22 protein-coding genes are annotated in these 23705 nt (G+C 72.2%); 21 read left to right on the top strand and 1 reads right to left on the bottom strand.

The annotated features are described in order from the left end of the window. Nucleotides 1-28 precede the first annotated feature (28 nt). The 6 genes from ACFZA0_RS21120 to ftsH all read left to right on the top strand — a co-directional run bounded on the left by ACFZA0_RS21120 (nucleotide 29) and on the right by ftsH (nucleotide 9908). Complete coding sequence (locus ACFZA0_RS21120) at nucleotides 29-1507, top strand: hypothetical protein (protein ID WP_391019057.1); 1479 nt, start codon at nucleotides 29-31, stop codon at nucleotides 1505-1507. Nucleotides 1508-1821: 314 nt separating this feature from the next. After that, nucleotides 1822-3159, top strand: a complete 1338-nt coding sequence (locus ACFZA0_RS21115) for an ammonium transporter (RefSeq protein WP_391019055.1) — start codon at nucleotides 1822-1824, stop codon at nucleotides 3157-3159. Beyond that, the gene (locus ACFZA0_RS21110) at nucleotides 3156-3494 is read left to right on the top strand and encodes a P-II family nitrogen regulator (RefSeq protein WP_391019052.1); all 339 of its coding nucleotides are present in this window, start codon (nucleotides 3156-3158) and stop codon (nucleotides 3492-3494) included. The genes ACFZA0_RS21115 and ACFZA0_RS21110 overlap by 4 nt, the downstream gene beginning before the upstream one ends. A gap of 25 nt (nucleotides 3495-3519) precedes the next feature. Then, entirely contained in the window at nucleotides 3520-6018 is a 2499-nt protein-coding gene (locus tag ACFZA0_RS21105; RefSeq protein WP_391019049.1) for a [protein-PII] uridylyltransferase, read from the top strand. A 225-nt stretch (nucleotides 6019-6243) separates the two neighbouring features. After that, nucleotides 6244-7812, top strand: coding sequence for a signal recognition particle protein (gene ffh / locus ACFZA0_RS21100; protein ID WP_391019046.1), 1569 nt, complete (start codon nucleotides 6244-6246; stop codon nucleotides 7810-7812). A 161-nt stretch (nucleotides 7813-7973) separates the two neighbouring features. Beyond that, nucleotides 7974-9908, top strand: a complete 1935-nt coding sequence (gene ftsH, locus ACFZA0_RS21095) for an ATP-dependent zinc metalloprotease FtsH (protein WP_391019043.1) — start codon at nucleotides 7974-7976, stop codon at nucleotides 9906-9908. Nucleotides 9909-9929: 21 nt separating this feature from the next. On the opposite strand, the gene ACFZA0_RS21090 is transcribed toward ftsH, so the two are convergent. Beyond that, nucleotides 9930-10784 (bottom strand): methyltransferase domain-containing protein, encoded by an 855-nt coding sequence (locus ACFZA0_RS21090; RefSeq protein ID WP_391019041.1) that lies wholly within the window; start codon nucleotides 10782-10784, stop codon nucleotides 9930-9932. A 197-nt stretch (nucleotides 10785-10981) separates the two neighbouring features. Between ACFZA0_RS21090 and proS the strand changes: the two genes are divergently transcribed. The 15 genes from proS (at nucleotide 10982) to ACFZA0_RS21015 (ending at nucleotide 23612) form a co-directional block, all read left to right on the top strand. Beyond that, nucleotides 10982-12397 (top strand): proline--tRNA ligase, encoded by a 1416-nt coding sequence (gene proS / locus ACFZA0_RS21085; protein WP_391019038.1) that lies wholly within the window; start codon nucleotides 10982-10984, stop codon nucleotides 12395-12397. A gap of 323 nt (nucleotides 12398-12720) precedes the next feature. Further along, nucleotides 12721-13317 (top strand): hypothetical protein, encoded by a 597-nt coding sequence (locus ACFZA0_RS21080; RefSeq protein ID WP_391019035.1) that lies wholly within the window; start codon nucleotides 12721-12723, stop codon nucleotides 13315-13317. A gap of 389 nt (nucleotides 13318-13706) precedes the next feature. Next, nucleotides 13707-14135, top strand: a complete 429-nt coding sequence (gene rpsP, locus ACFZA0_RS21075; RefSeq protein ID WP_391019031.1) for a 30S ribosomal protein S16 — start codon at nucleotides 13707-13709, stop codon at nucleotides 14133-14135. Between the two features lies 1 nt (nucleotide 14136). Further along, nucleotides 14137-14376, top strand: a complete 240-nt coding sequence (locus tag ACFZA0_RS21070; protein WP_005479813.1) for an RNA-binding protein — start codon at nucleotides 14137-14139, stop codon at nucleotides 14374-14376. A gap of 118 nt (nucleotides 14377-14494) precedes the next feature. After that, nucleotides 14495-15148 carry a ribosome maturation factor RimM gene (gene rimM / locus ACFZA0_RS21065; protein WP_391019029.1) on the top strand — a complete coding sequence of 218 codons (654 nt, stop codon included), beginning with the start codon at nucleotides 14495-14497 and terminating at the stop codon, nucleotides 15146-15148. Next, complete coding sequence (trmD, locus tag ACFZA0_RS21060; protein WP_391019027.1) at nucleotides 15148-15981, top strand: tRNA (guanosine(37)-N1)-methyltransferase TrmD; 834 nt, start codon at nucleotides 15148-15150, stop codon at nucleotides 15979-15981. The genes rimM and trmD overlap by 1 nt, the downstream gene beginning before the upstream one ends. Nucleotides 15982-16115: 134 nt before the next feature. Then, complete coding sequence (gene rplS / locus ACFZA0_RS21055) at nucleotides 16116-16466, top strand: 50S ribosomal protein L19 (protein ID WP_391019024.1); 351 nt, start codon at nucleotides 16116-16118, stop codon at nucleotides 16464-16466. A gap of 57 nt (nucleotides 16467-16523) precedes the next feature. Then, entirely contained in the window at nucleotides 16524-17240 is a 717-nt protein-coding gene (gene lepB / locus ACFZA0_RS21050; protein ID WP_391019021.1) for a signal peptidase I, read from the top strand. Continuing rightward, nucleotides 17233-18315, top strand: a complete 1083-nt coding sequence (lepB, locus tag ACFZA0_RS21045) for a signal peptidase I (protein ID WP_391019018.1) — start codon at nucleotides 17233-17235, stop codon at nucleotides 18313-18315. The genes lepB (ACFZA0_RS21050) and lepB (ACFZA0_RS21045) overlap by 8 nt, the downstream gene beginning before the upstream one ends. After that, on the top strand, nucleotides 18209-19225 hold the full coding sequence (gene lepB / locus ACFZA0_RS21040; RefSeq protein ID WP_391019016.1) for a signal peptidase I: 1017 nt from the start codon (nucleotides 18209-18211) through the stop codon (nucleotides 19223-19225). Before lepB (ACFZA0_RS21045) ends, lepB (ACFZA0_RS21040) begins: the two co-directional genes overlap by 107 nt. Nucleotides 19226-19587: 362 nt before the next feature. Continuing rightward, nucleotides 19588-20370: a signal peptidase I gene (gene lepB / locus ACFZA0_RS21035; protein ID WP_391019013.1), complete on the top strand. Its 783-nt coding sequence runs from the start codon at nucleotides 19588-19590 to the stop codon at nucleotides 20368-20370. Then, complete coding sequence (locus ACFZA0_RS21030) at nucleotides 20360-20902, top strand: NUDIX domain-containing protein (protein WP_391019010.1); 543 nt, start codon at nucleotides 20360-20362, stop codon at nucleotides 20900-20902. The genes lepB (ACFZA0_RS21035) and ACFZA0_RS21030 overlap by 11 nt, the downstream gene beginning before the upstream one ends. 56 nt (nucleotides 20903-20958) lie before the next feature. Then, the gene (locus ACFZA0_RS21025; protein WP_003965949.1) at nucleotides 20959-21267 is read left to right on the top strand and encodes a DUF2469 domain-containing protein; all 309 of its coding nucleotides are present in this window, start codon (nucleotides 20959-20961) and stop codon (nucleotides 21265-21267) included. 373 nt (nucleotides 21268-21640) lie between these two features. Continuing rightward, the gene (locus ACFZA0_RS21020) at nucleotides 21641-21985 is read left to right on the top strand and encodes a YraN family protein (protein WP_391019479.1); all 345 of its coding nucleotides are present in this window, start codon (nucleotides 21641-21643) and stop codon (nucleotides 21983-21985) included. A gap of 1 nt (nucleotide 21986) precedes the next feature. Next, nucleotides 21987-23612 (top strand): YifB family Mg chelatase-like AAA ATPase, encoded by a 1626-nt coding sequence (locus ACFZA0_RS21015; protein WP_391019008.1) that lies wholly within the window; start codon nucleotides 21987-21989, stop codon nucleotides 23610-23612. Nucleotides 23613-23705: the final 93 nt, after the last annotated feature.

Raw genomic sequence — 23705 nt, 5'->3', positions numbered from 1 at the left:
AAGTGGCAGCAGGGATGGGGGCGTTCCAGTGGGCGGCAACGGCGAAGGCGGTACGAACGCTGAGAAGCGCCCCAACGAGCTGCTCGGCTCGTGGTTCGTGCGCAGCGGCTGGTCGAAGGGCGAGCTGGCCCGTCAAGTCAACCGCAGGGCACGGCAGTTGGGCGCCAATCACATCTCCACGGACACCTCCCGCGTCCGCCGCTGGCTGGACGGGGAGAATCCGCGCGAGCCGATCCCGCGCATCCTCTCGGAGCTGTTCTCCGAGCGCTTCGGATGCGTCGTCTCCGTCGAGGACCTCGGCCTGCGCACCGGCCGTCAGTCACCCTCGGTCACCGGGATCGACCTGCCCTGGACGGGCCCGCAGACGGTGGCAATGCTCAGCGAGTTCTCGCGCAGCGACCTCATGCTGGCGCGGCGCGGCTTCCTCGGGACGTCGCTGGCGCTGTCCGCGGGCCCGTCCCTCGTCGAACCCCTCCAGCGCTGGCTGGTCCCCGGGCCCGCCGCGTTCCAGGAGGACGAGCCGGAGGCGTCGGCCGTCGCCCGGCGCGGCGGACGGCTCTCGCGGCCGGAGCTGGAGCTGCTCCAGTCCACCACCGCGATGTTCCGCCAGTGGGACGCGCAGTGCGGCGGCGGCCTGCGCCGCAAGGCCGTCGTCGGCCAGCTCCACGAAGTGACCGACCTCCTCCAGGAGCCCCAACCGGGCGCCATCACAAGGAAGTTGTTCAGGGTCGCCGCCGAACTGGCCGAGCTGGCGGGCTGGATGAGCTACGACGTCGGGCTCCAGCCCACCGCCCAGAAGTACTTCGTGCTCGCCCTGCACGCGGCGAAGGAGGCCGGCGACCGGCCCCTCGGCTCGTACGTCCTGTCCAGCATGAGCCGCCAGATGATCCACCTCGGCCGGCCCGACGACGCCCTCGAACTGATCCACCTCGCGCAGTACGGCAGCCGGGACTGCGCGAGCCCCAAGGTGCAGTCGATGCTGTATGCGATGGAGGCCCGCGCGTACGCCAACATGGGCCAGCCCGGCAAGTGCAAGCGGGCGGTCCGGATGGCCGAGGACACCTTCGGCGACATCGACCCCGGCGACGATCCCGATCCCGACTGGATCCGGTTCTTCTCCGAGGCCGAGCTCTACGGCGAGAACTCGCACTCCTTCCGCGACCTCGCCTACGTGGCCGGCCGCAGCCCCACCTACGCCTCCGAGGCCGAACCCCTGATGCGGCGCGCCGTCGAGCTGTTCGCCGACGACGCCGAGCACCAGCGCTCGTACGCGCTCAACCTCGTGGGCCTCGCCACCGTGCACCTGCTGCGCCGCGAGCCCGAGCAGAGCACGGAACTCGCCACGCGGGCGCTCGCCGTGGCGAAGAAGGTCCGCTCCGAGCGCGTCAACACTCGTATCCGAAAGACCGTCGACACGGCCGTACGCGATTTCGGTGACGTCTCCGAGGTCGTGGACCTGACCGCGCGGCTCTCCCAGGAGCTTCCGGAGACCGCCGAAGCCGTCTGACGCCCCGTGAACCCCGGCCGCGGCCGGCCCTCCCGAACTGCCCGACTCGGCTCCCCCGTGCCAGGTCGTCGGAGGGCCCGCCGCGGCCGGTTCTTTTCCTTCGGGGAAGGTTGCGTCACGATAACGATCGACCTGCCCGAGATCAGGCAGTTCATCGACGCGTAACACCCGGGACGCCTTCGTCACTGCGGCGAAACAACGAGTGGCAATGACCGAAACGGCGCTGCGTCAATCTCATGGCGCATAACCGGCCCACCCCTCATTCCGCTCAGGCATCGCCCGCACGGGCCGCACCCAACGACGAGGAGACGCAGATGGCCCCAGCCATCACGCTTGCGGCGGACGCACCCACGCTGTCGTCCGCGAACACAGGCTTCATGCTCATCTGTTCCGCCCTGGTGATGCTCATGACACCGGGTCTCGCCTTCTTCTACGGAGGCATGGTCCGGGTCAAGAGCACGCTGAACATGCTGATGATGAGCTTCATCAGCCTGGGCATCGTCACCATCCTGTGGGTGCTCTACGGCTTCTCCATGGCCTTCGGCACCGACAAGGGATCGATCGTCGGCTGGACCTCCGACTACGTCGGATTCAGCAACATCGGCAAGATGGACCTCTGGCCCGGATACACCATCCCGGTCTTCGTCTTCGCCGTCTTCCAGTTGATGTTCGCCATCATCACCCCCGCACTGATAAGCGGCGCCCTGGCCGACCGCGTCAAGTTCACGGCCTGGTCGCTGTTCCTCGTCCTGTGGGTCACGATCGTGTACTTCCCGGTGGCCCACTGGGTCTGGGGCACGGGCGGCTGGGCGTTCGACCTCGGCGTGATCGACTTCGCCGGCGGTACCGCGGTCCACATCAACGCGGGTGCCGCGGCACTCGGTGTGATCCTCGTCATCGGCAAGCGCAAGGGCTTCAAGCGTGACCCCATGCGCCCGCACAACCTGCCGCTGGTCATGCTCGGCTCCGGTCTCCTGTGGTTCGGGTGGTTCGGGTTCAACGCCGGCTCGTGGCTCGGCAACGACGACGGCGTCGGCCCGCTGATGTTCGTCAACACGCAGGTCGCCACCGCCGCCGCGATGCTCGCCTGGCTGATCTACGAGAAGATCCGGCACGGCGCGTTCACCACGCTCGGCGCGGCCTCCGGCGCGGTCGCGGGCCTCGTCGCGATCACCCCGTCCGGCGGCGCGGTCTCCCCGCTCGGCGCGATCGCGGTCGGCGCCATCGCCGGTGTGCTCTGCGCCATGGCGGTCGGCCTGAAGTACAAGTTCGGCTACGACGACTCCCTCGACGTGGTCGGCGTGCACATGGTCGGCGGTGTCATCGGCTCCCTGCTGATCGGCTTCTTCGCCAGCGGCAAGGGCCAGTCCGACGTCGAGGGCCTCTTCTACGGCGGCGGCCTCGACCAGTTCTGGAAGCAGTGCGCCGGTGTCTTCGCGGTCCTCGGCTACTCGCTGGTGGTCTCCGCGATCCTCGCCTTCCTGATCGACAAGACCATGGGGATGCGCGTCCCCGAGGACGTCGAGATCGCCGGCATCGACCAGGCCGAGCACGCCGAGACGGCGTACGACTACAGCGGGGCCGGCGGCGGCTCCTCCCTGAGCGCGACGGTCGACCCCACGGTCGCGACGAGCAAGAAGGTGGACGCATGAAGCTCATCACCGCCGTCGTCAAGCCCCACCGTCTCGACGAGATCAAGGAAGCCCTCCAGGCCTTCGGCGTGCACGGTCTGACGGTCACCGAGGCCAGCGGCTACGGTCGGCAGCGCGGACACACCGAGGTCTACCGCGGTGCCGAGTACACCGTCGACCTGGTGCCGAAGATCCGTATCGAGGTACTGGTCGAGGACGACGACGCCGAGCAGTTGATCGACGTCGTCGTCAAGGCCGCCCGCACCGGCAAGATCGGCGACGGAAAGGTCTGGGCCCTCCCGGTCGAGACCGCCGTCCGGGTCCGGACCGGCGAACGCGGTCCGGACGCCCTCTAGGCGGAACACGAACAGGAGTCGCTGGGTGACGAGTACGGACGTGCGCAACCAGGCAGATGACTCGGGACCCAGCGGCTACGCGGCGGCCCGGCTGCACCTCCTCACCGAGGGGGCGCGGTCCGGGCCGCCGCGCCGTTCCGCCCTCGCCTCACTGACCGACGACTGGCTCACCGGTCTGTTCACCGCGGCGGCCGCCGCCGCGGGCGCCCGCGGCGAGGACGGCACCGGCCGCCCCGCGGCACCGCGCGGCATCTCCCTCGTCGCCGTCGGCGGCTACGGCCGCGGCGAGCTGTCCCCGCGCAGCGACCTCGACCTGCTCCTGCTGCACGAGGGCGCCGACAGCAAGGTCGTCGCGACCCTCGCCGACCGCCTCTGGTACCCGGTGTGGGACCTCGGCCTCGCCCTCGACCACTCCGTGCGCACCCCCGGCGAGGCACGCAGAACCGCGGGCGACGACCTCAAGGTCCAGCTCGGCCTGCTCGACGCCCGCCACATCGCCGGCGACCAGAGCCTCACCGCCGGCCTGCGCACCGCCGTCCTCGCCGACTGGCGCAACCAGGCCCCCAAGCGGCTGCCCGAACTCCAGGAACTGTGCGCCGAACGCGCCGAACGCCAGGGCGAGCTCCAGTACCTCCTGGAACCCGACCTCAAGGAGGCCCGCGGCGGTCTGCGCGACGCCACCGCCCTGCGCGCGGTCGCCGCGTCCTGGCTCGCCGACGCGCCCCGCGAGGGCCTCGACGACGCCCGCCGCACCCTCCTCGACGTGCGCGACGCGCTGCACCTGGCCACCGGCCGCGCCACCGACCGCCTCGCCCTCCAGGAACAGGACCAGGTCGCCGCCGAACTCGGCCTCCTCGACGCCGACACCCTGCTGCGCCAGGTCTACGAGGCCGCCCGCGTCGTCTCGTACGCCAGCGACGTCACCTGGCGCGAGGTGGACCGCGTGCTGCGCTCCCGGGCCGTGCGTCCGCGCCTGCGCGCCATGCTCGGCGCCGGCAAGCCCGCCACCGAGCGCTCCCCGCTCGCCGAGGGCGTCGTCGAGGCCGACGGCGAGGTCGTGCTCGCCCGCGCCGCCCGCCCCGAGCGCGACCCCGTCCTGCCGCTGCGCGCCGCGGCCGCGGCCGCGCAGGCCGGGCTGCCGCTGTCCCTGCACGCCGTGCGCCGCATGGCCGCCACCACCCGCCCGCTGCCCACCCCGTGGCCCGCCGAGGCCCGCGAACAACTGGTGACGCTGCTCGGCGCGGGCCGCCCCACCGTCGAGGTGTGGGAGGCGCTGGAGGCCGACCGCCTGATCACCCGCATGATCCCCGACTGGGAACGCGTCCGCTGCCGGCCGCAGCGCAACGCCGTCCATGTGTGGACCGTCGACCGGCACCTCATCGAGACCGCCGTGCGCGCGGCCGAGTTCACCCGCCGCGTCAGCCGCCCCGACCTGCTCCTCGTCGCCGCCCTGCTGCACGACCTCGGCAAGGGCTGGCCCGGCGACCACTCGCTGGCCGGCGAGATCATCGTTCGCGACGTGGCCGCGCGCATCGGCTTCGACAACGCCGACGTCGCCGTCCTCGCCACCCTCGTCCGGCACCACCTGCTGCTCGTCGACACGGCCACCCGCCGCGACCTGGAGGACCCCGAGACGGTCCGTTCCGTCGCCGAGGCCGTCGGCTCGCAGGGCACCCTCGAACTGCTGCACGCCCTCACCGAGGCCGACGCCCTCGCCACCGGCCCCGCCGCCTGGTCGTCCTGGCGCGCCTCGCTCGTCGCCGACCTGGTGCGCCGTGTCTCCGCCGTGCTCGCCGGGGAGGCACCGGCCGAACCCGAACCGGGCGCGCCCACCGCGGAGCAGGAACGCCTCGCCGTCGAGGCGTTCCGCACCGGCAGCCCCGTCCTCGCCCTGCGCGCCCAGACGGAACCGCCCGCCGAGGAGGAGGGCGCGCCGCCCGCCGCCCCCGAGCCGCTGGGCGTCGAGCTGATCATCGCGGTCCCCGACCAGGCGGGCGTGCTGCCCGCCGTGGCCGGCGTCCTCGCGGTGCACCGGCTCACCGTGCGCACCGCGGAACTGCGCGCCCTGCGACTGCCCGACGGCGTCGACGAGGGCTCCGTCCTGCTGCTGAACTGGCGCGTCGCCGCCGAGTACGGCTCCCTGCCGCAGGCCGCCCGGCTCCGCGCCGACCTGGTGCGCGCCCTCGACGGCAGCCTCGACATCGCCGGCCGCCTCGCCGAGCGCGACGCCGCCTACCCGAGGCGCCGCGGCCGTGTCGCGCCCGCCGCCCGCGTGACGGTGGCCCCGGCCGCCTCGCGGCACGCCACGGTCATCGAGGTCCGCGCCGAGGACGCCCCCGGCCTGCTGTTCCGCATCGGGCGGGCCCTGGAGAAGGCGGGCGTACGCGTGCGCAGCGCCCACGCCGGCACGCTCGGCGCGAACGCGGTCGACGCCTTCTACGTGACGACCGGCGTGGGCGCGCCGCTGCCGGAGCAGGAGGCGGCGTCGGTGGCCCGCTCGCTGGAGGAGACGCTGCGGGAGTAGCGGGCGGGAGCGGCGGGGCGGGAGCGGCGGGGCGGCCGGGTACGCGCGTGCGTCCCCGCCGTTCCGGCGCCCGGCGGCCGTGCCCGCGTGCCGCCGGAGGCCCTCCCGCGCACCGTGCGACCCGCTTCGGACGGATATTCGCACCGGCGGGATCCGCCAACCGCCGACGGGCAGATACCCTGGAGGGCGACCCAGACCACTCCGACCCCGAGGACCGACGCCGCCGTGTTCGACACCCTCTCAGACCGCCTCAGCGCGACGTTCAAAAATCTCCGCGGGAAAGGCAGGCTCTCCGAGGCGGACATCGACGCCACGGCCCGCGAGATCCGCATCGCGCTCCTCGAAGCGGACGTGGCACTGCCCGTCGTCCGCGCGTTCATCAAGAGCGTCAAGGAACGCTGCATGGGGGCCGAGGTCTCCAAGGCGCTCAACCCCGCCCAGCAGGTCCTCAAGATCGTCAACGAGGAACTGGTCACCATCCTCGGCGGTGAGACCCGCCGGCTGCGCTTCGCCAAGAACCCGCCGACCGTGATCATGCTCGCCGGCCTCCAGGGCGCGGGCAAGACCACCCTCGCGGGCAAGCTCGGCAAGTGGCTCAAGGACCAGGGGCACTCCCCGCTGCTCGTCGCCGCCGACCTCCAGCGGCCCAACGCCGTCAACCAGCTCAGCGTCGTCGCCGACCGCGCCGGCGTCGCCGTGTACGCGCCGCAGCCGGGCAACGGCGTCGGCGACCCGGTCCAGGTGGCCCGGGACTCCATCGAGTTCGCGAAGTCGAAGGTCCACGACATCGTCGTCGTCGACACCGCGGGCCGCCTCGGCATCGACGCCGAGCTGATGCAGCAGGCCGCGGACATCCGCGACGCGGTCAGCCCCGACGAGATCCTCTTCGTCGTCGACGCGATGATCGGCCAGGACGCCGTCAACACCGCGGAGTCCTTCCGCGACGGTGTCGGCTTCGACGGCGTGGTGCTCTCCAAGCTCGACGGCGACGCCCGCGGCGGTGCCGCCCTGTCGATCGCGTCGGTCACCGGCAAGCCGATCATGTTCGCCTCCAGCGGTGAGAAGCTGGAGGACTTCGACGCCTTCCACCCGGACCGGATGGCCTCCCGCATCCTCGACATGGGTGACCTGCTCACCCTGATCGAGCAGGCGGAGAAGACGTTCGACCAGGCCGAGGCCGAGAAGATGGCCTCGAAGCTGGCCTCCAAGAAGGGCCAGGACTTCACCCTCGACGACTTCCTGTCCCAGATGGAACAGGTCCGGAAGATGGGGTCCATCTCCAAGCTGCTCGGCATGCTCCCGGGCATGGGGCAGATCAAGGACCAGATCGCCAACCTGGACGAGAAGGACGTCGACCGGACGGCCGCGATCATCAAGTCGATGACCCCGGGCGAGCGCCAGGAACCGACGATCATCAACGGCTCCCGCCGCGCCCGTATCGCCAAGGGCTCCGGCGTCGAGGTCAGCGCCGTGAAGAACCTGGTCGAGCGGTTCTTCGAGGCCCGCAAGATGATGTCGCGCATGGCCCAGGGCGGCGGCATGCCGGGCATGCCGGGGATGCCGGGCATGGGCGGCGGCCCCGGCCGCCAGAAGAAGCAGCAGAAGTCGGCCAAGGGCAAGCAGCGCTCCGGCAACCCGATGAAGCGCAAGCAGCAGGAGGAGGAGGCCGCCGCGCGCCGGGCCGCGGCCCAGCAGGGCGGCGAGGGCGGCGCGGGCGGCAACGCCTTCGGCCTGCCGCAGCAGGGCGGCAAGGACTTCGAACTGCCCGACGAGTTCAAGAAGTTCATGGGCTGACGCCCCCGGCCGCCCCTCACCGGGGCGGCCCGCCCCGCGCACGTACGCGCGCACACGCCCCGGGCGCCCCTCCAGCAGGGGCGCCCGCGGCGTTCGCGGGGGAGGGACGGCGGCCCGTACGCGCGGGTGCCGGTGTGCCCTTCCTGTCGTAACGTCCCGATATGACCACTCCCGTGCCGCCGCGCAAGGACGCCGAACCCCCGTGGCGTACCGAGGGCACCCCGGACGACGAGCCGCCGAAGCCGCCTCCCGGCGGCCGGAGGATGCGCGGCGGCTGGTGGCGGCTGGTCCTCACCGCGCTGATCGTGTACCTGATCGCCAACCTCGTCCTGTCGTTCTTCGACCAGGGCGACGAGCCGACGATCTCCTACACCGAGTTCAGCAAGCAGGTCGACGCGGGCAACGTCAGCAAGATCTACGCCAAGGGCGACGCCATCCAGGGCGAACTGCGGAAGTCCCGCGACAACCCCGACGGCGGCGACTCGTACAAGAAGTTCAACACCCAGCGCCCCTCCTTCGCCGACGACCAGCTCTGGGCGGACCTCACCAAGCACGACGTCACCGTCACCGCGGAACCCGTCGTCCAGCACCGCAGCTTCCTCGCCAACCTGCTGATCTCGCTCGCCCCGATGCTGCTGCTCGTCGTCATCTGGCTGTTCGTCGCCCGCCGGATGAGCCAGGGCATGGGCGGCGGCGGCATGCTCGGCCGCAAGGCCCCGCCCAAGCCGGTCGAACTCCGGCCCGGTGCGCAGCGCACCACGTTCGCCGACGTCGCCGGCATCGACGAGGTCGAGGGCGAGCTCAACGACGTCGTCGACTTCCTCAAGAACCCCGACGCCTACCGCCGCATGGGCGCGAAGATGCCCCGCGGCGTCCTCCTCGCGGGCCCGCCCGGCACCGGCAAGACCCTCCTCGCACGGGCCGTCGCCGGCGAGGCGGGCGTGCCGTTCTTCTCCGCTTCCGCCTCCGAGTTCATCGAGATGATCGTCGGCGTCGGCGCCTCACGGGTACGGGAACTGTTCGCGGAGGCCCGCAAGGTCGCCCCGTCGATCATCTTCATCGACGAGATCGACACCATCGGCCGCGCCCGCAGCGGCGGCTCCGGCGTCGGCGGCCACGACGAACGCGAACAGACGCTGAACCAGATCCTCACCGAGATGGACGGCTTCTCCGGCGCCGAGGGCGTCATCGTCCTCGCCGCCACCAACCGCGCCGACATCCTCGACCCCGCGCTCACCCGCCCCGGCCGCTTCGACCGCGTCGTCAGCGTCTCCCCGCCCGACCGCGGCGGCCGCGAGGCCATCCTGGAGATCCACACCCGCGAGATCCCCCTCGCCGGGGACGTCGACCTCGCCCAGGTCGCCCGCACCACCCCCGGCATGACCGGCGCGGACCTCGCCAACCTCGCCAACGAGGCCGCCCTCCTCGCCGTCAAGCACCAGCAGGACGAGGTCACGCAGACCAACCTGTCGCAGGCACTGGAGAAGGTCCAGCTCGGCGCCGAACGCCCCCTCGTCATGCCCGAGGAGGAGCGCCGCCGCACCGCCTACCACGAGAGCGGCCACGCCCTGCTCGGCATGCTCCGCCCCGGCGCCGACCCCGTCCGCAAGATCACCATCGTGCCGCGCGGCCGCGCCCTCGGCGTCACCCTGTCGACCCCGGACGCCGACAAGTACGCCTACACCGAGGAGTACCTGCGCGGCCGCATCATCGGCGCCCTCGGCGGCATGGCCGCCGAACAGGTCGTCTTCGGCGTCGTCACCACCGGCTCCGAGAACGACCTCGAACAGGTCACGAACCTCGCCCGCGGCATGGTCGCCCGCTGGGGCATGAGCGAACGCGTCGGACGGCTGTCCGCCCTGCCCGGCGACGCCCAGCAGGCCTACGGACTCGCCGCCGCGCCCCGCACCCTCGACGTCATCGACATCGAGATGCGCCGCATCGTCGACGACTGCTACGACGAGGCCTGCCGCAAACTCCGCGAGCACCGCGGCCAACTCGACGCGCTCTCCTCGGCGTTGCTGGAGAACGAGACGCTGGACGAGGCCGACGCCTACCGCATCGCCGGCATCACCCGGCTCACCAAGGAGGACTGACCGCGGGCCCGGGGGCCGCCGTCACGGCGTGCGCGCCACCAGGTACCGGAACACGTTCGGCATCCACACCGTGCCGTCGTCCCGCACGTACGGATGCAGCGCCTCCGTCAGCTCCTTGTCGACCTGCGCCCGGTCCGAGGCGGCCGTCGCCGCGTCGTACGCGCCCGTCGACAGCAGACCGCGCACCGCGCTGTCCAGGTCCGCGTACCCGAACGGGCAGGCCACCCGGCCCGAACCGTCCGGCCGCAGCCCGGCCCGCTCCGCGACCTGCTCCAGATCGTCGCGCCGTGCCGGACGCCACCCGGCGCCCCCGCGCAGCGGATCGGCGAGCTTCGTCGCCACCCGCAGCACCGACGACGTGGCACACCGCTCCGGCGGCCCCCAGCCGGCCAGCACCACGGCCGCCCCGCGCCGCGCCAGCGGCACCGCCTCCGCGAGCCGCCCCGCCTGGTCCGCCGGATCGTCGGCCGGCCACCCGAACGGGTCGAACGCCGTCACCACCGTGTACGGGCCGCCCCGGGCACCGCCCGCGTCACGGACCGCGCCCTCCACGAGCCGGACCCCGCCCCGCGCGCGCGAAGCCGCGGGGCGCGGCAGTAACCGCTCCCGCGCCAGGTCCAGCAGTTCGGGACTCGCGTCGACGCCGGTGACCGCGGCCCCGCGGTTCGCCGCGAGCAGCAGTGCCAGACCCGAGCCGCAGCCCAGCCCCAACAGCCTTGTGCCGGCGCCCACTTCGAGACGGTCGTGAACGGCCTCGTAGAGCGGGACCAGCATCCGTTCCTGGATCTCCGACCAGTCGCGCGCACGGGCCCACGGGTCGACCCGGGGCATCCGCCCCGGCCGCGTCGCGTGATGTCGGACGAGCGTAGGTGTCATCAAAAGCGCCCCAATTCGCCGAGAGTTGTCGTCGCGTCCGATTCCATCGCCCCCGTGCGGTGCGGCCGCCCTTCCCCCGTATGCCAGGTAACTCCGCACCCGACCCGGCGTCCAGGGTTTTGTGCGTCCCGCTTGCCCGCACGCCGCCACCGGGACGAGATTTCACCTCCCGGCAACGTGCGCCCTACGATCGCGGCATGGCCAAGGCACCCGTTCTCACGCCCCGCGCGGACGACTTCCCCCGCTGGTACCAGGATCTGATCGGCAAGGCCGAACTGGCCGACAACGGACCGGTGCGCGGCACCATGGTGATCCGCCCGTACGGGTACGGCCTGTGGGAGCGGATGCAGCAGGAGATGGACGCCCGCATCAAGGCCGCCGGCGCCGCCAACGCCTACTTCCCCCTGTTCATCCCGCAGTCCTACCTGACCCGCGAGGCCGAGCACGTCGAGGGCTTCGCCCCCGAACTCGCCGTCGTCACCCACGCCGGCGGCAAGGAACTCGAAGAACCCGTCGTGGTGCGCCCCACCTCCGAGACGATCGTCAACGACTACTTCGCCAAGTGGGTCCAGAGCTACCGGGACCTGCCCCTGCTGATCAACCAGTGGGCGAACGTGGTGCGTTGGGAGATGCGCCCGCGGGTGTTCCTGCGTACGACGGAGTTCCTGTGGCAGGAGGGCCACACGGCCCACGCCACCTACGAGGAGGCCCGCGACTACGCCGCCCGCATCCACCGCGACGTCTACGCCGACTTCATGTCCGAGGTCCTGGCCGTCGACGTCGTCCTCGGCCGCAAGACCGCCGCCGAACGCTTCGCGGGAGCCGTCAACACCCTCACCCTGGAAGGGATGATGGGCGACGGCAAGGCCCTCCAGATGGGCACCAGCCACGAACTCGGCCAGAACTTCGCCAAGGCCTTCCACACCCGCTACCTGTCCAGGGAGGGCAAGCAGGAGTACGTCTGGCAGACCTCCTGGGGCTCCTCCACCCGCATGGTCGGTGGCCTGATCATGTCGCACGGCGACGACGCGGGCCTCCGCGTCCCGCCCCGCCTCGCCCCCGTCCAAGCCGTCGTCCTCGCGATCAAGGACGACGAGGCGGTTCTGGCCAAGGTCCGCGAGATCGGCGACCGCCTCACCGCGGCCGGCGTCCGCACCCACGTCGACGACCGCACCGACACCCCCTTCGGCCGCCGCGCGGTCGACTGGGAACTCAAGGGCGTCCCCGTCCGCGTCGAGATCGGACCGCGCGACCTGGAGAACGGCACCGCGATGCTCGCCCGCCGCATCCCCGGGGGCAAGGAACCCGTCGCCCTCGACGCCCTCGCCGCGCTGCTGCCCGGCCTGCTGGAGGAGGACCAGGCGCTGCTGCTGCGCCAGTCCCGCGAACGCCGCGAGTCCCGCACCGCCGACGTCACCACCGCCGAGGAGGCCGTCGAGGCCGCCGCGGCGGGCGGCTGGGCCCGCATCGACTGGGCCCGTCTCGGCCCCGAGGGGGAGGCCGCGCTCGCCGAACACGCCGTCACCGTACGGTGCCTCGTCGCCGGGGACGGGTCGGTGCCGGACGCCGACGACGCACCCGGTAACGTCGCGGTCGTCGCACGCGCCTACTGACCCCGCGCACCGGCACCGGACGTACGGGCGGCCCCGCCGCCGGCCCGGACCGGTGCGCCGCGGACCCGGACCGGCCGTCCGCGAGGACGGCCGAAACGGCCCTTGCGCCGTCGCGCACGCCGGGAGTCCCGGCCCCGGACGGCCTCTCGGCGCCGCCGCGCACCGCCGACTACGCACCACCTTGGTACGAGCTGTGAGGCTTCTCCGCAGATCAGCGCACCCGCCCTCGTCACGACGCATCAGCGGCAACTGACGGGTACGTGCAAATTATTTGGGATGCCCCGGAATAGGAACACAGGGGCACCCCGGTTCGTTGTCATTACGTGAGCACGACACCACCTGTTCTCGCCGCAGAGCTGGCGCAGGCGTGGGCCGACATTCAGCGGTACCACCCCGAGCTGCCCGATCTTGCCGCGCCCGAGTCCCTGATCGGAGAGTCGTCGTCCGCCTGCGGCCACGAACTCTCCTTCGAACGACTGCTTCACGAGGCAGTCCACGGCATCGCCGCCGCCCGAGGAGTCCGCGACACCTCCCGCGCCGGCCGCTACCACAACCGCCGATTCCTCGCGATCGCCGAGGAGTTGGGCCTCGACCATCCCGACGAGCCGCATCCCAGCAGCGGCTTCTCCCTGGTCACGCTCAACCCCGAGGCGAAGCGCCGCTACCGGCCGACCATGGAACGCCTCCAGCGGGCCCTCAAGGCCCACACGGCGGCGACCACGGCCGACACCGCCCGCAGCTTCCGCGGCCCGGCCGCCCGCCACGGCTCGTCCGGCGGCGGCGTACGCGTCAAGGCGGTCTGCGACTGCGGCCGCAACGTCCGCGTCGTCCCCTCCGTCCTGGCCCAGGCACCGATCGTGTGCGGCGGCTGCGGCAAGCCGTTCCGGATCCCGGAGGTCGTCGGCGCCGCGGCGGGCTGAACCGGCCCGCCTCCGTCCTGTCCGCGTCCCGTCCGTCCCCACGACCGGGCCTCAACCGTCAACGTCCACGTCAACGGGCACGTCCACCGCACGCCCTCCCCGGCGCACCGCGTCACCGAACCCGGCATCTCGTGGGTGCCGGCCAGTGGCCGCGGGGCCCGCGGGAGGCGGCGTGACCAGCACCCGCGGCGCCGGGTGCGCCCGCGGAGCGCGTCCACAGCGCCGGTCGGGCCGACTCGCCGCGTATGGCACAATGGACAGCTGTACTCGACAGTCGAACAGGACCCCTCTCTCCTCCGGCTGACGCGTCCATCGGGCGATTCGGGTACCGCAACCCCACGCGGCATCCCGTTGTGCCCAACCACGTCAATCCAGGAGAGTCAACTCCCGTGGCAGTCAAGATCAAGCTGAAGCGTCTGGGCAAGATCCGTGCGCCTCACTACCGCATCGTCGTCGCCGACTCCCGTACCCGCCGTGACGGCCGGGCCATCGAGGAGATCGGTCTGTACCACCCGGTGCAGAACCCCTCGCGCATCGAGGTCGACGCCGAGCGCGCGGCCTACTGGCTGAGCGTCGGCGCCCAGCCGACCGAGCCCGTGCTCGCCATCCTCAAGAAGACCGGCGACTGGCAGAAGTTCAAGGGCGAGCCCGCCCCCGCGCCGCTGCTCCAGCCCGCCGAGAAGACGGCCCGCCCGTCCTTCGAGGCCCTCGGTGGCGACGACGACAGCAAGGGTGAGGCCATCACCCAGAAGAAGAAGGCCGAAAAGAAGGACGAGGCCGCTGCTGAGTCCTCCTCGGCTGCGTCGACCGAGGCCTGAAATGCTCGAGGAGGCTCTCGAGCACCTCGTGAAGGGCATCGTCGACAACCCTGACGACGTGCAGGTCGCCTCGCGCGACCTGCGTCGCGGGCGAGTGCTGGAGGTCCGGGTGCACCCCGACGACCTCGGCAAGGTGATCGGCCGCAACGGCCGCACCGCACGCGCCCTGCGCACCGTCGTGGGTGCCATCGGCGGCCGCGGAGTCCGCGTCGACCTCGTCGACGTGGACCACGTCCGCTGACGCGTTCGCAGCACCGGCTCGGGCCGGGGAGGGCCACTGGCCCTCCCCGGCCCGAGGCATGTCCGCCCCCGCGCGGACCCCTCAAGCCGCAGCAGTCGTACACAGGAGAACAAGCACCGTGCAGCTGGTAGTCGCGCGCATCGGCCGCGCCCACGGCATCAAGGGCGAGGTCACCGTCGAGGTCCGCACCGACGAGCCCGAGCTGCGGCTCGGCCCCGGCGCCGTCCTCACCACCGACCCCGCCGCCACCGGCCCGCTCACCATCGCCGCCGGCCGTGTCCACAGCGGACGCCTGCTGCTGCGCTTCGAGGGCGTCAGCGACCGCACCGGCGCCGAGGCCCTGCGCAACACCCTCCTCATCGCCGACGTCGACCCTGACGAACTGCCCGAGGACGAGGACGAGTTCTACGACCACCAGCTCATGGACCTCGACGTCGTCACCGTCGACGGCACCGAGGTCGGCCGCATCACCGAGATCTCCCACCTGCCCTCGCAGGACCTGTTCGTCGTGGAACGCCCCGACGGCACCGAGGTCCTGATCCCCTTCGTCGAGGAGATCGTCACCGAGATCGACCTCGCCGGGCAGCGCGCGGTCATCGACCCCCCGCCCGGCCTGATCGACGACCGCGCCGAGATCGCCTCCGCCCGGGACGCCGAGAGCGACGGCGACACCGACAGCGACGGCGACACCGACGGGACGGACGGGTCGGACGGCGCGGACGCGAAGCCCGAGAACCGCGAGAAGGACGAGCAGCGCGGGGACGAGGCGTAATGCGGCTCGACGTCGTCACGATCTTCCCCGAGTACCTCGACCCCCTCAACGTCTCCCTCGTCGGCAAGGCACGCGCCCGCGGGCAGCTCGACGTCCACGTCCACGACCTGCGCGAGTGGACCTACGACCGCCACAACACCGTCGACGACACCCCCTACGGCGGCGGCCCCGGCATGGTCATGAAGACGCAGCCCTGGGCCGACGCCCTCGACAGCGCGCTCGCCGACGGCTACGAGAACGGCGGCCGCTCCCCGGCGCTCGTCGTCCCCACTCCCAGCGGCCGGCCCTTCACCCAGCAACTCGCCGTCGAGCTCTCCGAGAGCCCCTGGCTGATCTTCACCCCGGCCCGCTACGAGGGCATCGACCGCCGCGTCGTCGACGAGTACGCGACCCGCATGCCCGTCCACGAGGTGTCCATCGGCGACTACGTCCTGGCCGGCGGCGAGGCGGCCGTCCTCGTGATCACCGAGGCCGTCGCCCGCCTGCTGCCCGGCGTGCTCGGCAACGCCGAGTCCCACCGCGACGACTCCTTCGCCCCCGGCGCCATGGCCAACCTGCTCGAAGGGCCCGTCTACACCAAGCCGCCCGAGTGGCGCGGCCGTGAGATCCCCGACATCCTGCTCAGCGGCCACCACGGGAAGATCGCCCGCTGGCGCCGCGACGAGGCCCTGCGGCGCACCAGCGAGAACCGGCCCGACCTCATCGAGCGCTGCGCCCCCGCCGCGTTCGACAAGAAGGACCGCGAGATGCTCTCCATCCTCGGCTGGTCCCCGGACCCCGCGGGCGAGCCCCACGGCCGATTTTGGCGCAGGGCCCACGACGTGGAACAATAGGCCGCTGTTGTGCGCCGTCCGGAAGGCGTCCCTGCCACAGGGGGACACGACGCCCGTCCCGATCCGCACGACCCTCCTACAGAACACCTAGCTTCCGCCGATGACCTGTGGCATGGGCGAAGAAAGCAGACGAAATGGCACACCTGCTCGACACCGTCGACAACGCGTCGCTGCGCAGCGACATCCCGGCCTTCCGCCCGGGTGACACCGTCAACGTCCACGTGCGCGTCATCGAGGGCAACCGCTCCCGTGTGCAGCAGTTCAAGGGCGTCGTGATCCGCCGCCAGGGCGCGGGCGTCCGCGAGACCTTCACGGTCCGCAAGGTCTCCTTCTCCGTCGGCGTCGAGCGCACCTTCCCGGTGCACACGCCGATCGTCGAGAAGATCGAGCTCGTCACCCGCGGCGACGTGCGTCGCGCCAAGCTCTACTACCTCCGTGAGCTGCGCGGCAAGGCCGCGAAGATCAAGGAGAAGCGCGACAACTGAGTCCCCTCGGGACTCGGCTCGGGACTCCACAGCGGGGCCGGATAACATCTGGGCCCGATGGACACCGAGACACAGCACACGGAGCGCGACCGCTCCTCCCGCCCTTCCGAAACCGGGGACACCCGGCCGGCGAAGGACCCGGGGGAGCGGTCGCGTTTCGCGTTGGCCTCCCGCGCCGCCGACGCGGTCCCCGGCGGCCGGATCACCCTCACCGTCCTGTTCTGCCTGGTGTCCGTCCTCCTGCTCAACCTCTTCGTGGCCCAGCCCTTCGCGATCCCCAGCGGATCGATGGAACCCGGATTGAGGGCCGGGGACCGCGTTCTCGTAAACAAGTTGGCGTACCGTTTCGGTGCCGATCCGCAGCGGGGCGACGTCGTCGTCTTCGACGGCACCGGCTACTTCGGGAACGCCGACTACGTCAAGCGCGTTGTCGGCGTGGGAGGCGACCACGTGGTCTGCTGCGACGAGAAGGGCAGGATCCAGGTGAACGGCCGGCCGGTCGACGAGTCGACCTTCCTGTACCCCGGTGACAGCCCCTCCGAGGACTCCTTCGACGTCGTCGTGCCCGACGGCACCCTCTTCCTCCTCGGCGACCACCGCGCCGACTCCAGCGACTCCCGCGCCCACCTCGGCTCCCCGGGCGGCGGCATGGTCCCCGTCGGCCAGGTGATCGGCCGCGCCGACTGGATCGCCTGGCCCGCCGGCCGCTGGACCCGGCTGACCCGCCCCGCCGCCTACGCGCGCGTACCGGCCGCGAACGGCGGCCGTGGGTAACCGCGGCCGGCAGCGCGGCGACCAGCCCCACGCCGCCGACGAACTGCTGCCCACCGGCTACCGGCGCGCCCCCGTGTCCTCCGGCGGCCGCACCCGCGCCGAACGGCGCAAGCTCCAGCGCAAGGTCAAACGACGCCGGCGGCGCTCCGCCGTCAAGGAGATACCCCTCCTGATCCTCGTCGCGGTCCTCATCGCGCTGGTCCTCAAGACGTTCCTCGTCCAGGCGTTCGTGATCCCCTCGGGGTCCATGGAGCAGACCCTCCGCATCGGCGACCGGGTCCTGGTCGACAAGTTCACGCCCTGGTTCGGGGACGAGCCCAAGCGCGGCGACGTCGTCGTCTTCCACGACCCCGGCGGCTGGCTCCAGGACGAGGCGACCACCGCCAAGAACGACCCGCCCGTCGTCAAGCAGGTCAAGGAGGGGCTCACCTTCATCGGTCTGCTGCCCTCCAGCAACGAGAAGGACCTCATCAAGCGGGTCGTCGGCGTGGGCGGCGACCACGTCAAGTGCTGCGACGAGAAAGGGCGGATGACCGTCAACGGCGTCCCCCTGACCGAGAATTACCTCTACCCCGGCGACAAGCCCTCCATCGACGCGTTCGACATCACCGTGCCCCGGGGGCGGTTGTGGGTGATGGGCGACCACCGCAGCAACTCCGCGGACTCCCGCTTCCACCAGAACACCGCCTACGGCGGCACGGTGTCCCTGAAGCAGGTGGTGGGCAGGGCCGTCGTCGTCGCCTGGCCCATGGGTCACTGGAGTACCTTGAAGGAGCCGGGAACCTACGGTTCCGTGACCGACGCGGCGTCGGAGTCGTCCGCGGCCCCCCGCGGGTCCCCTATGGTTGCTCCCGGCAATCAGAACGTACTGATCCAGCTCCCGACCCCTGCGGAACTCCCGCTCGTTATGGGAGTGGTGGGCCTGCGTCGAACATGGGGCAGGCGGCGGCACAGAGTGAGGAGTTGGCGTGGGGGATGTGGCGGTTGGCGCACGGTCCGGACACGACGGCGAGGAGCACCGCGGGCGCCCCGCGGACGGTCCCGCCCCGGACGGCGCCGTGACCCCCGGCGGTGACGGCACGGCGGACGGCGGCGGTACCCCGGGGACCGGGCACCGGCCGGCCGGACCGGACGCCCCGGACACCCCGGACGAGACGGATCCCCCGCAGCGGACGCAGCGTTCCTTCTGGAAGGAACTGCCCATCCTGATCGTCATCGCGCTGGTGCTCGCGCTGCTGATCAAGACGTTCCTGGTGCAGGCGTTCTCGATCCCCTCCGACTCGATGCAGAACACCCTCCAGGAGGGCGACCGCGTCCTGGTCGACAAGCTCACCCCCTGGTTCGGCGCCGAGCCGAACCGCGGCGAGGTCGTCGTCTTCCACGACCCGGCGGACTGGCTGGCCGGAGAGCCGACGGCCAACCCCAACGCCCTCCAGAAGGTGCTCAGCTGGATCGGCCTGATGCCGTCCGCGCAGGAGAAGGACCTCATCAAGCGGGTCATCGGCGTCGGCGGCGACACCGTCGAGTGCAACGGCACCGGCCCGCTGAAGGTCAACGGCAAGGCGCTCAACGAGCCCTACGTCTACCCGGGCAACACCCCGTGCAGCGACGACGACCAGGGCGGCCAGTTCAAGGTCAAGGTCCCCAAGGGCGACATCTGGGTCATGGGCGACCACCGGCAGAACTCGCGCGACTCGCGCTACAACCAGTCCGACGTGAACCACGGCATGGTCCCCGTGAAGGACGTCGTGGGCCGCGCCATCGTCAAGGCCTGGCCGATCAACCGCTGGGGCACCCTGCCGGTCCCCGACACCTTCGACCAGGTCGGCATCAACGACCAGTCCTCCGCCGCCGCCGGCCTGACGGCCGCCCCCTCGGGCGCCGCCCTCGTGGCCGTCGTGCCGCTGGCCATGTGGCGCCGCCGCAAGGTCACCCGCGGCGACCGGGCGGCGCGCCGCGAGCGCACGGAGACCTCGGGACGCTGAGCACGGGCGCACGCCTGCGGGCCGGCCACGGGGGAGACCCCAAGTCGGGCCCGGCGCAAGGGCGTTGAGCAGGCAGAAGTCGGAACGGGCCCCGTTCCGCGCGGCAACCGGCCGCGCGGGGCGGGGCCCTCGCCGCGCGCGCCCCGGAGCACCCGCCAGACGGGCACCGGCGACTGGCACCGGTGGCGGGCGGTGGCGGGCGGTGGCGGCTGCCACGGGCAGGCGCGACGGCGGCGGTGTCCGGACCCGGCGGCCGGGCGCCGGGCACCGGCACGCACCCGTGAAGTGTTGGTGGAGCTTGCCCGTCCGGGCCCGGGACAAGGGCTGACCCGCCCGCGTACCGCCGGGTAGGGTGCGGGTCCATGGGTGGTGGCGAGAGCGCGACGAGAACGGTCCCGCGCAGCGGGAGCACGAACGGCAGGGCGGCCGGCGGCCGGGCGGGGCAGGTGCTGTCCGGACTGGCCGTGGGCCTCGGACTGGTGCTCTTCCTCGGCGGATTCGCCTGGGGGGCCGTCGTCTACCGGCCCTACACCGTCCCCACCAGCTCGATGACCCCGACCATCGACATCGGCGACCGGGTCCTCGCGCAGCGCGTCGACGGCAGCGAGGTGCGCCGCGGCGACGTCGTCGTCTTCAAGGACACGACCTGGGTCACCAACGCCCCCGTCGTCAAGCGCGTGGTCGCCGTCGGCGGCGACACCGTCTCCTGCTGCACCGACGGCCACCTCACGGTCAACGGCAGGCAAATATCCGAACCGTATCTGGCCAAGGGCACAGCCGCCGAGATCACCGACTTCCCGACGGTGAAGGTCCCCGCCGGACGCCTCTTCCTCCTCGGTGACGAACGCCAGGGCTCCCTCGACTCCACCGCCCACCTCAGCGACGCCGCCAGCGGCACCGTGCCCCGCAGCGCCGTCTCCGGGCGCGTGGACGCGGTCGTCTGGCCGATGAAGGGCATGCTCGCGCAGCCCACCGGCTTCAAGCCCCTCGGCGCCCTCTCGCAGCCCGGCCCGCTGTTCGCCATCGGGCTGGCCGTCGTCGTCGGCGCCGTCCTCGTCCTGGCGGGCGCCGCCTACGGCCCCCTCGCCAAACGCCGGGCCGCCCGGCGCGCACGGCCCCGGACGGAGCCCGGCCGTGTCCGCTGAGACGACGCAGGGAGCCGACGGCACCGGGCCCGCGCCGGACACCTACGAGGGCGGGCTGCGCCGGGTGGCGCGCGTCGTCCTCCTCGACCCCGACGACCGCATCCTGCTGCTGCACGGCCACGAGCCCGACAACCCGGCCGACGACTGGTGGTTCACCCCCGGCGGCGGCCTCGAAGGCACCGAGACCCACGCCGAGGCCGCCCTGCGGGAACTCGTCGAGGAGACCGGCGTCACCGACGTCGAACTCGGGCCGGTGCTGTGGACCCGTCGCTGCGCCTTCCCGTTCGCCGGCCGCCGCTGGGAACAGGACGAGTGGTACTTCCTGGCCCGCACCACGCAGACCGAGACCCGGGCGACGGCCCTCACCGAGCTGGAGCGCCGCAGCGTCGCCGGAGCACGCTGGTGGACGTGCCGGGAACTGGGCCTGGCGCATGAGACGGTGTATCCGACCAGACTCGCCGAGCTGCTGCGCAGGCTGCTCGACGAAGGTCCCCCGGCCAGTCCCGAGGTCCTCGACACCGAAATCGTCTAGGGGCGTACGCGAGTGGCGCACAATGGTGGGATCGCACGGCTGAAGGGGAACATGCCATGAGCGCCGAGGACCTCGAGAAGTACGAGACCGAGATGGAGCTGAAGCTCTACCGGGAGTACCGCGATGTCGTCGGTCTGTTCAAGTACGTGATTGAGACCGAACGGCGCTTCTACCTCACCAACGACTACGAGATGCAGGTCCACTCGGTCCAGGGTGAGGTGTTTTTCGAGGTGTCGATGGCTGACGCCTGGGTGTGGGACATGTACCGGCCGGCCCGGTTCGTGAAGCAGGTCAGAGTGCTCACGTTCAAGGACGTGAACATCGAGGAGCTGAACAAGAGCGACCTGGAACTGCCCGGCGGGTAAGGCGGGCGCCGTGGGCGGCGGCCGGCCGCCGCCCGCCGCACCAGAGGTACCGGGCGCCGGTCACCGGCGGCACAGAACGAAGGGCCCCGGTCACCGGCAGCACGAACACAGCTCCGTCACTCGCACGAGTGGCGGAGTTTTCCACATCCCGAGGACCGTCCACCAAGATCCACACGCCCGCGCCGCCTCCCCCATCGTGAGTGCCGGAGGTGGTGCCGACATGAGCACGCACACGGCGAAAGAGACAGCCAACGCCCGACGGGCACCCGGCGGCCGAGGCCCGCACACGACCAGGGACACCAGGACCGCCAGGGAACCGCGCACCGCACGGACCGCGGACCGCGACACCGGCGCCCGCACCGCACGCGGCGCCATCGGCAGACACGGCGAGAACGTCGCCGCCCGACGCCTCACCGAAGCCGGCATGACCGTCCTCGCCCGCAACTGGCGCAGCGGCCGAGCCGGAGAGATCGACATCGTCGCCCGCGACGGCGACATCCTCGTCATCTGCGAGGTCAAGACCCGCAGAGGCGGCCGCTACCAGCACCCGATGGCCTCCGTCACCCCGCGCAAGGCCCACCGCCTGCGCGACCTCGCCGAACGCTGGATCCAGACCCACGGCGGAGCACCACCCGGCGGAGTGCGCATCGACCTCGTCGGCGTCGTCCTCCCCGCACGCGGCGCCGCCCGCGTCGAACACGCGCGAGGGGTGGCCTGACATGGGATTCGCCCGCACCTGCTCGGTCGCCCTGGTGGGCGTCGAGGGCGTCGTCGTCGAGGTCCAGGCCGACCTGGAACCCGGCGTCGCCGCGTTCACCCTCGTCGGCCTGCCCGACAAGAGCCTCAGCGAGAGCCGCGACCGGGTACGCGCCGCCGTCGTCAACTCCGGTGCCGAATGGCCCCAGAAAAAACTCACCGTCGGACTCAGCCCCGCGTCCGTCCCCAAGGGCGGCAGCGGCTTCGACATCGCGGTCGCCGCAGCGGTCCTCGGCGCCGCCGGACGCGTCGCCCCCCGCGTCCTCGCCGACATCGTCATGATCGGCGAACTCGGCCTCGACGGCCGGGTGCGCCCCGTCCGCGGCATCCTGCCCGCCGTCCTCGCCGCCGCCGACGCCGGGTACGAACAAGTCATCGTCCCCGAATCCGCGGCGGCCGAGGCATCCCTCGTCCCCGGAGTCTCCGTCCTCGGCGTCCGCACCCTGCGCCAGGTCATCGCCGTCCTCGCCGACGAACCCGTCCCCGACGAGGAACCCGACGACGACAACCGCCCCCGGCCACGCACCACCGGCCTGCACGTCCCCGGCACCGACCCGGCCACCGGCCTGCACGCCGACACCGCCACCGACCACTACCGGGAACACGATCTCGCCGACGTGGCAGGACAGTTCGCCGCCCGCGCCGCCGTGGAAGTGTCCGCCGCCGGCGGCCACCACCTCTTCCTCGAAGGACCACCCGGCGCAGGCAAGACCATGCTCGCCGAACGCCTCCCCGGACTCCTGCCGCCCCTCGGCCGCCAGGAGTCCCTGGAAGTCACCGCCGTGCACTCGGTCGCCGGCCTGCTGCCCCCGGGCAAACCCCTCATCTCCACCGCCCCCTACTGCGCCCCGCACCACTCCGCCACCATGCAGTCCCTCGTCGGCGGCGGCAGCGGCGTCGCCCGGCCCGGCGCCGTCTCCCTCTCGCACCGAGGCGTACTTTTTCTCGACGAATGTCCCGAATTCAGCGGCAAGGCCCTCGACGCGCTGCGCCAGCCCCTGGAAGCCGGACACGTCGTCGTCGCCCGCTCCACCGGCGTCGTACGCTTCCCGGCCCGGTTCCTGATGGTGCTCGCCGCCAACCCCTGCCCCTGCGGGCGCTACTCCCGCAACGGCGACCTCTGCGAATGCGCGCCCTCTGCCGTCCGCCGCTACCAGGCCCGGCTCTCCGGCCCCCTGCTCGACCGCGTCGACCTCCGGGTCGAGGTCGAACGCGTCAGCCGCAGCGAACTCGCCGGTGACAACGGCCCGGGGGAGTCCACCGCCCGCGTCGCGGACCGCGTCCTCGACGCCAGGAGCCGCGCCGCCACCCGGCTCGACGGCACCCCCTGGCGTACCAACAGCGAAGTACCCGGACGGGAACTGCGCGGCCGCTGGCGGGCGGCCCCCGGCGCGATGGACGAGGCCGAACGCTGCCTGGAACGCGGCGTCCTCACCGCCCGCGGCCTCGACCGCGTCCTGCGCGTCGCCTGGACCGTCGCCGACCTGGCCGGCCACGACCGCCCCGACGCGGGCGACGTCGCCCAGGCACTGCAACTGCGCACGGGCGTGCCGCGCGGAGTGCCGATGGTGACGGGAGCGGCGCGGTGAGGGACACGCGGGGTGCGGGGGAGCGGGACGAAAGGGAGGCGCGTGGCCCCGGGGACGCGGAAGGCACGGAGGGCGTCACCGGCGAGACCGGCG

Origin of the sequence: Streptomyces sp. NPDC008150, assembly GCF_042956945.1 — a bacterium.
Taxonomy (GTDB): Bacteria; Actinomycetota; Actinomycetes; order Streptomycetales; family Streptomycetaceae; genus Streptomyces.
The sequence above is the reverse complement of the archived record's forward strand: the minus strand, read 5'-3'. Positions and strand labels throughout refer to the sequence as shown.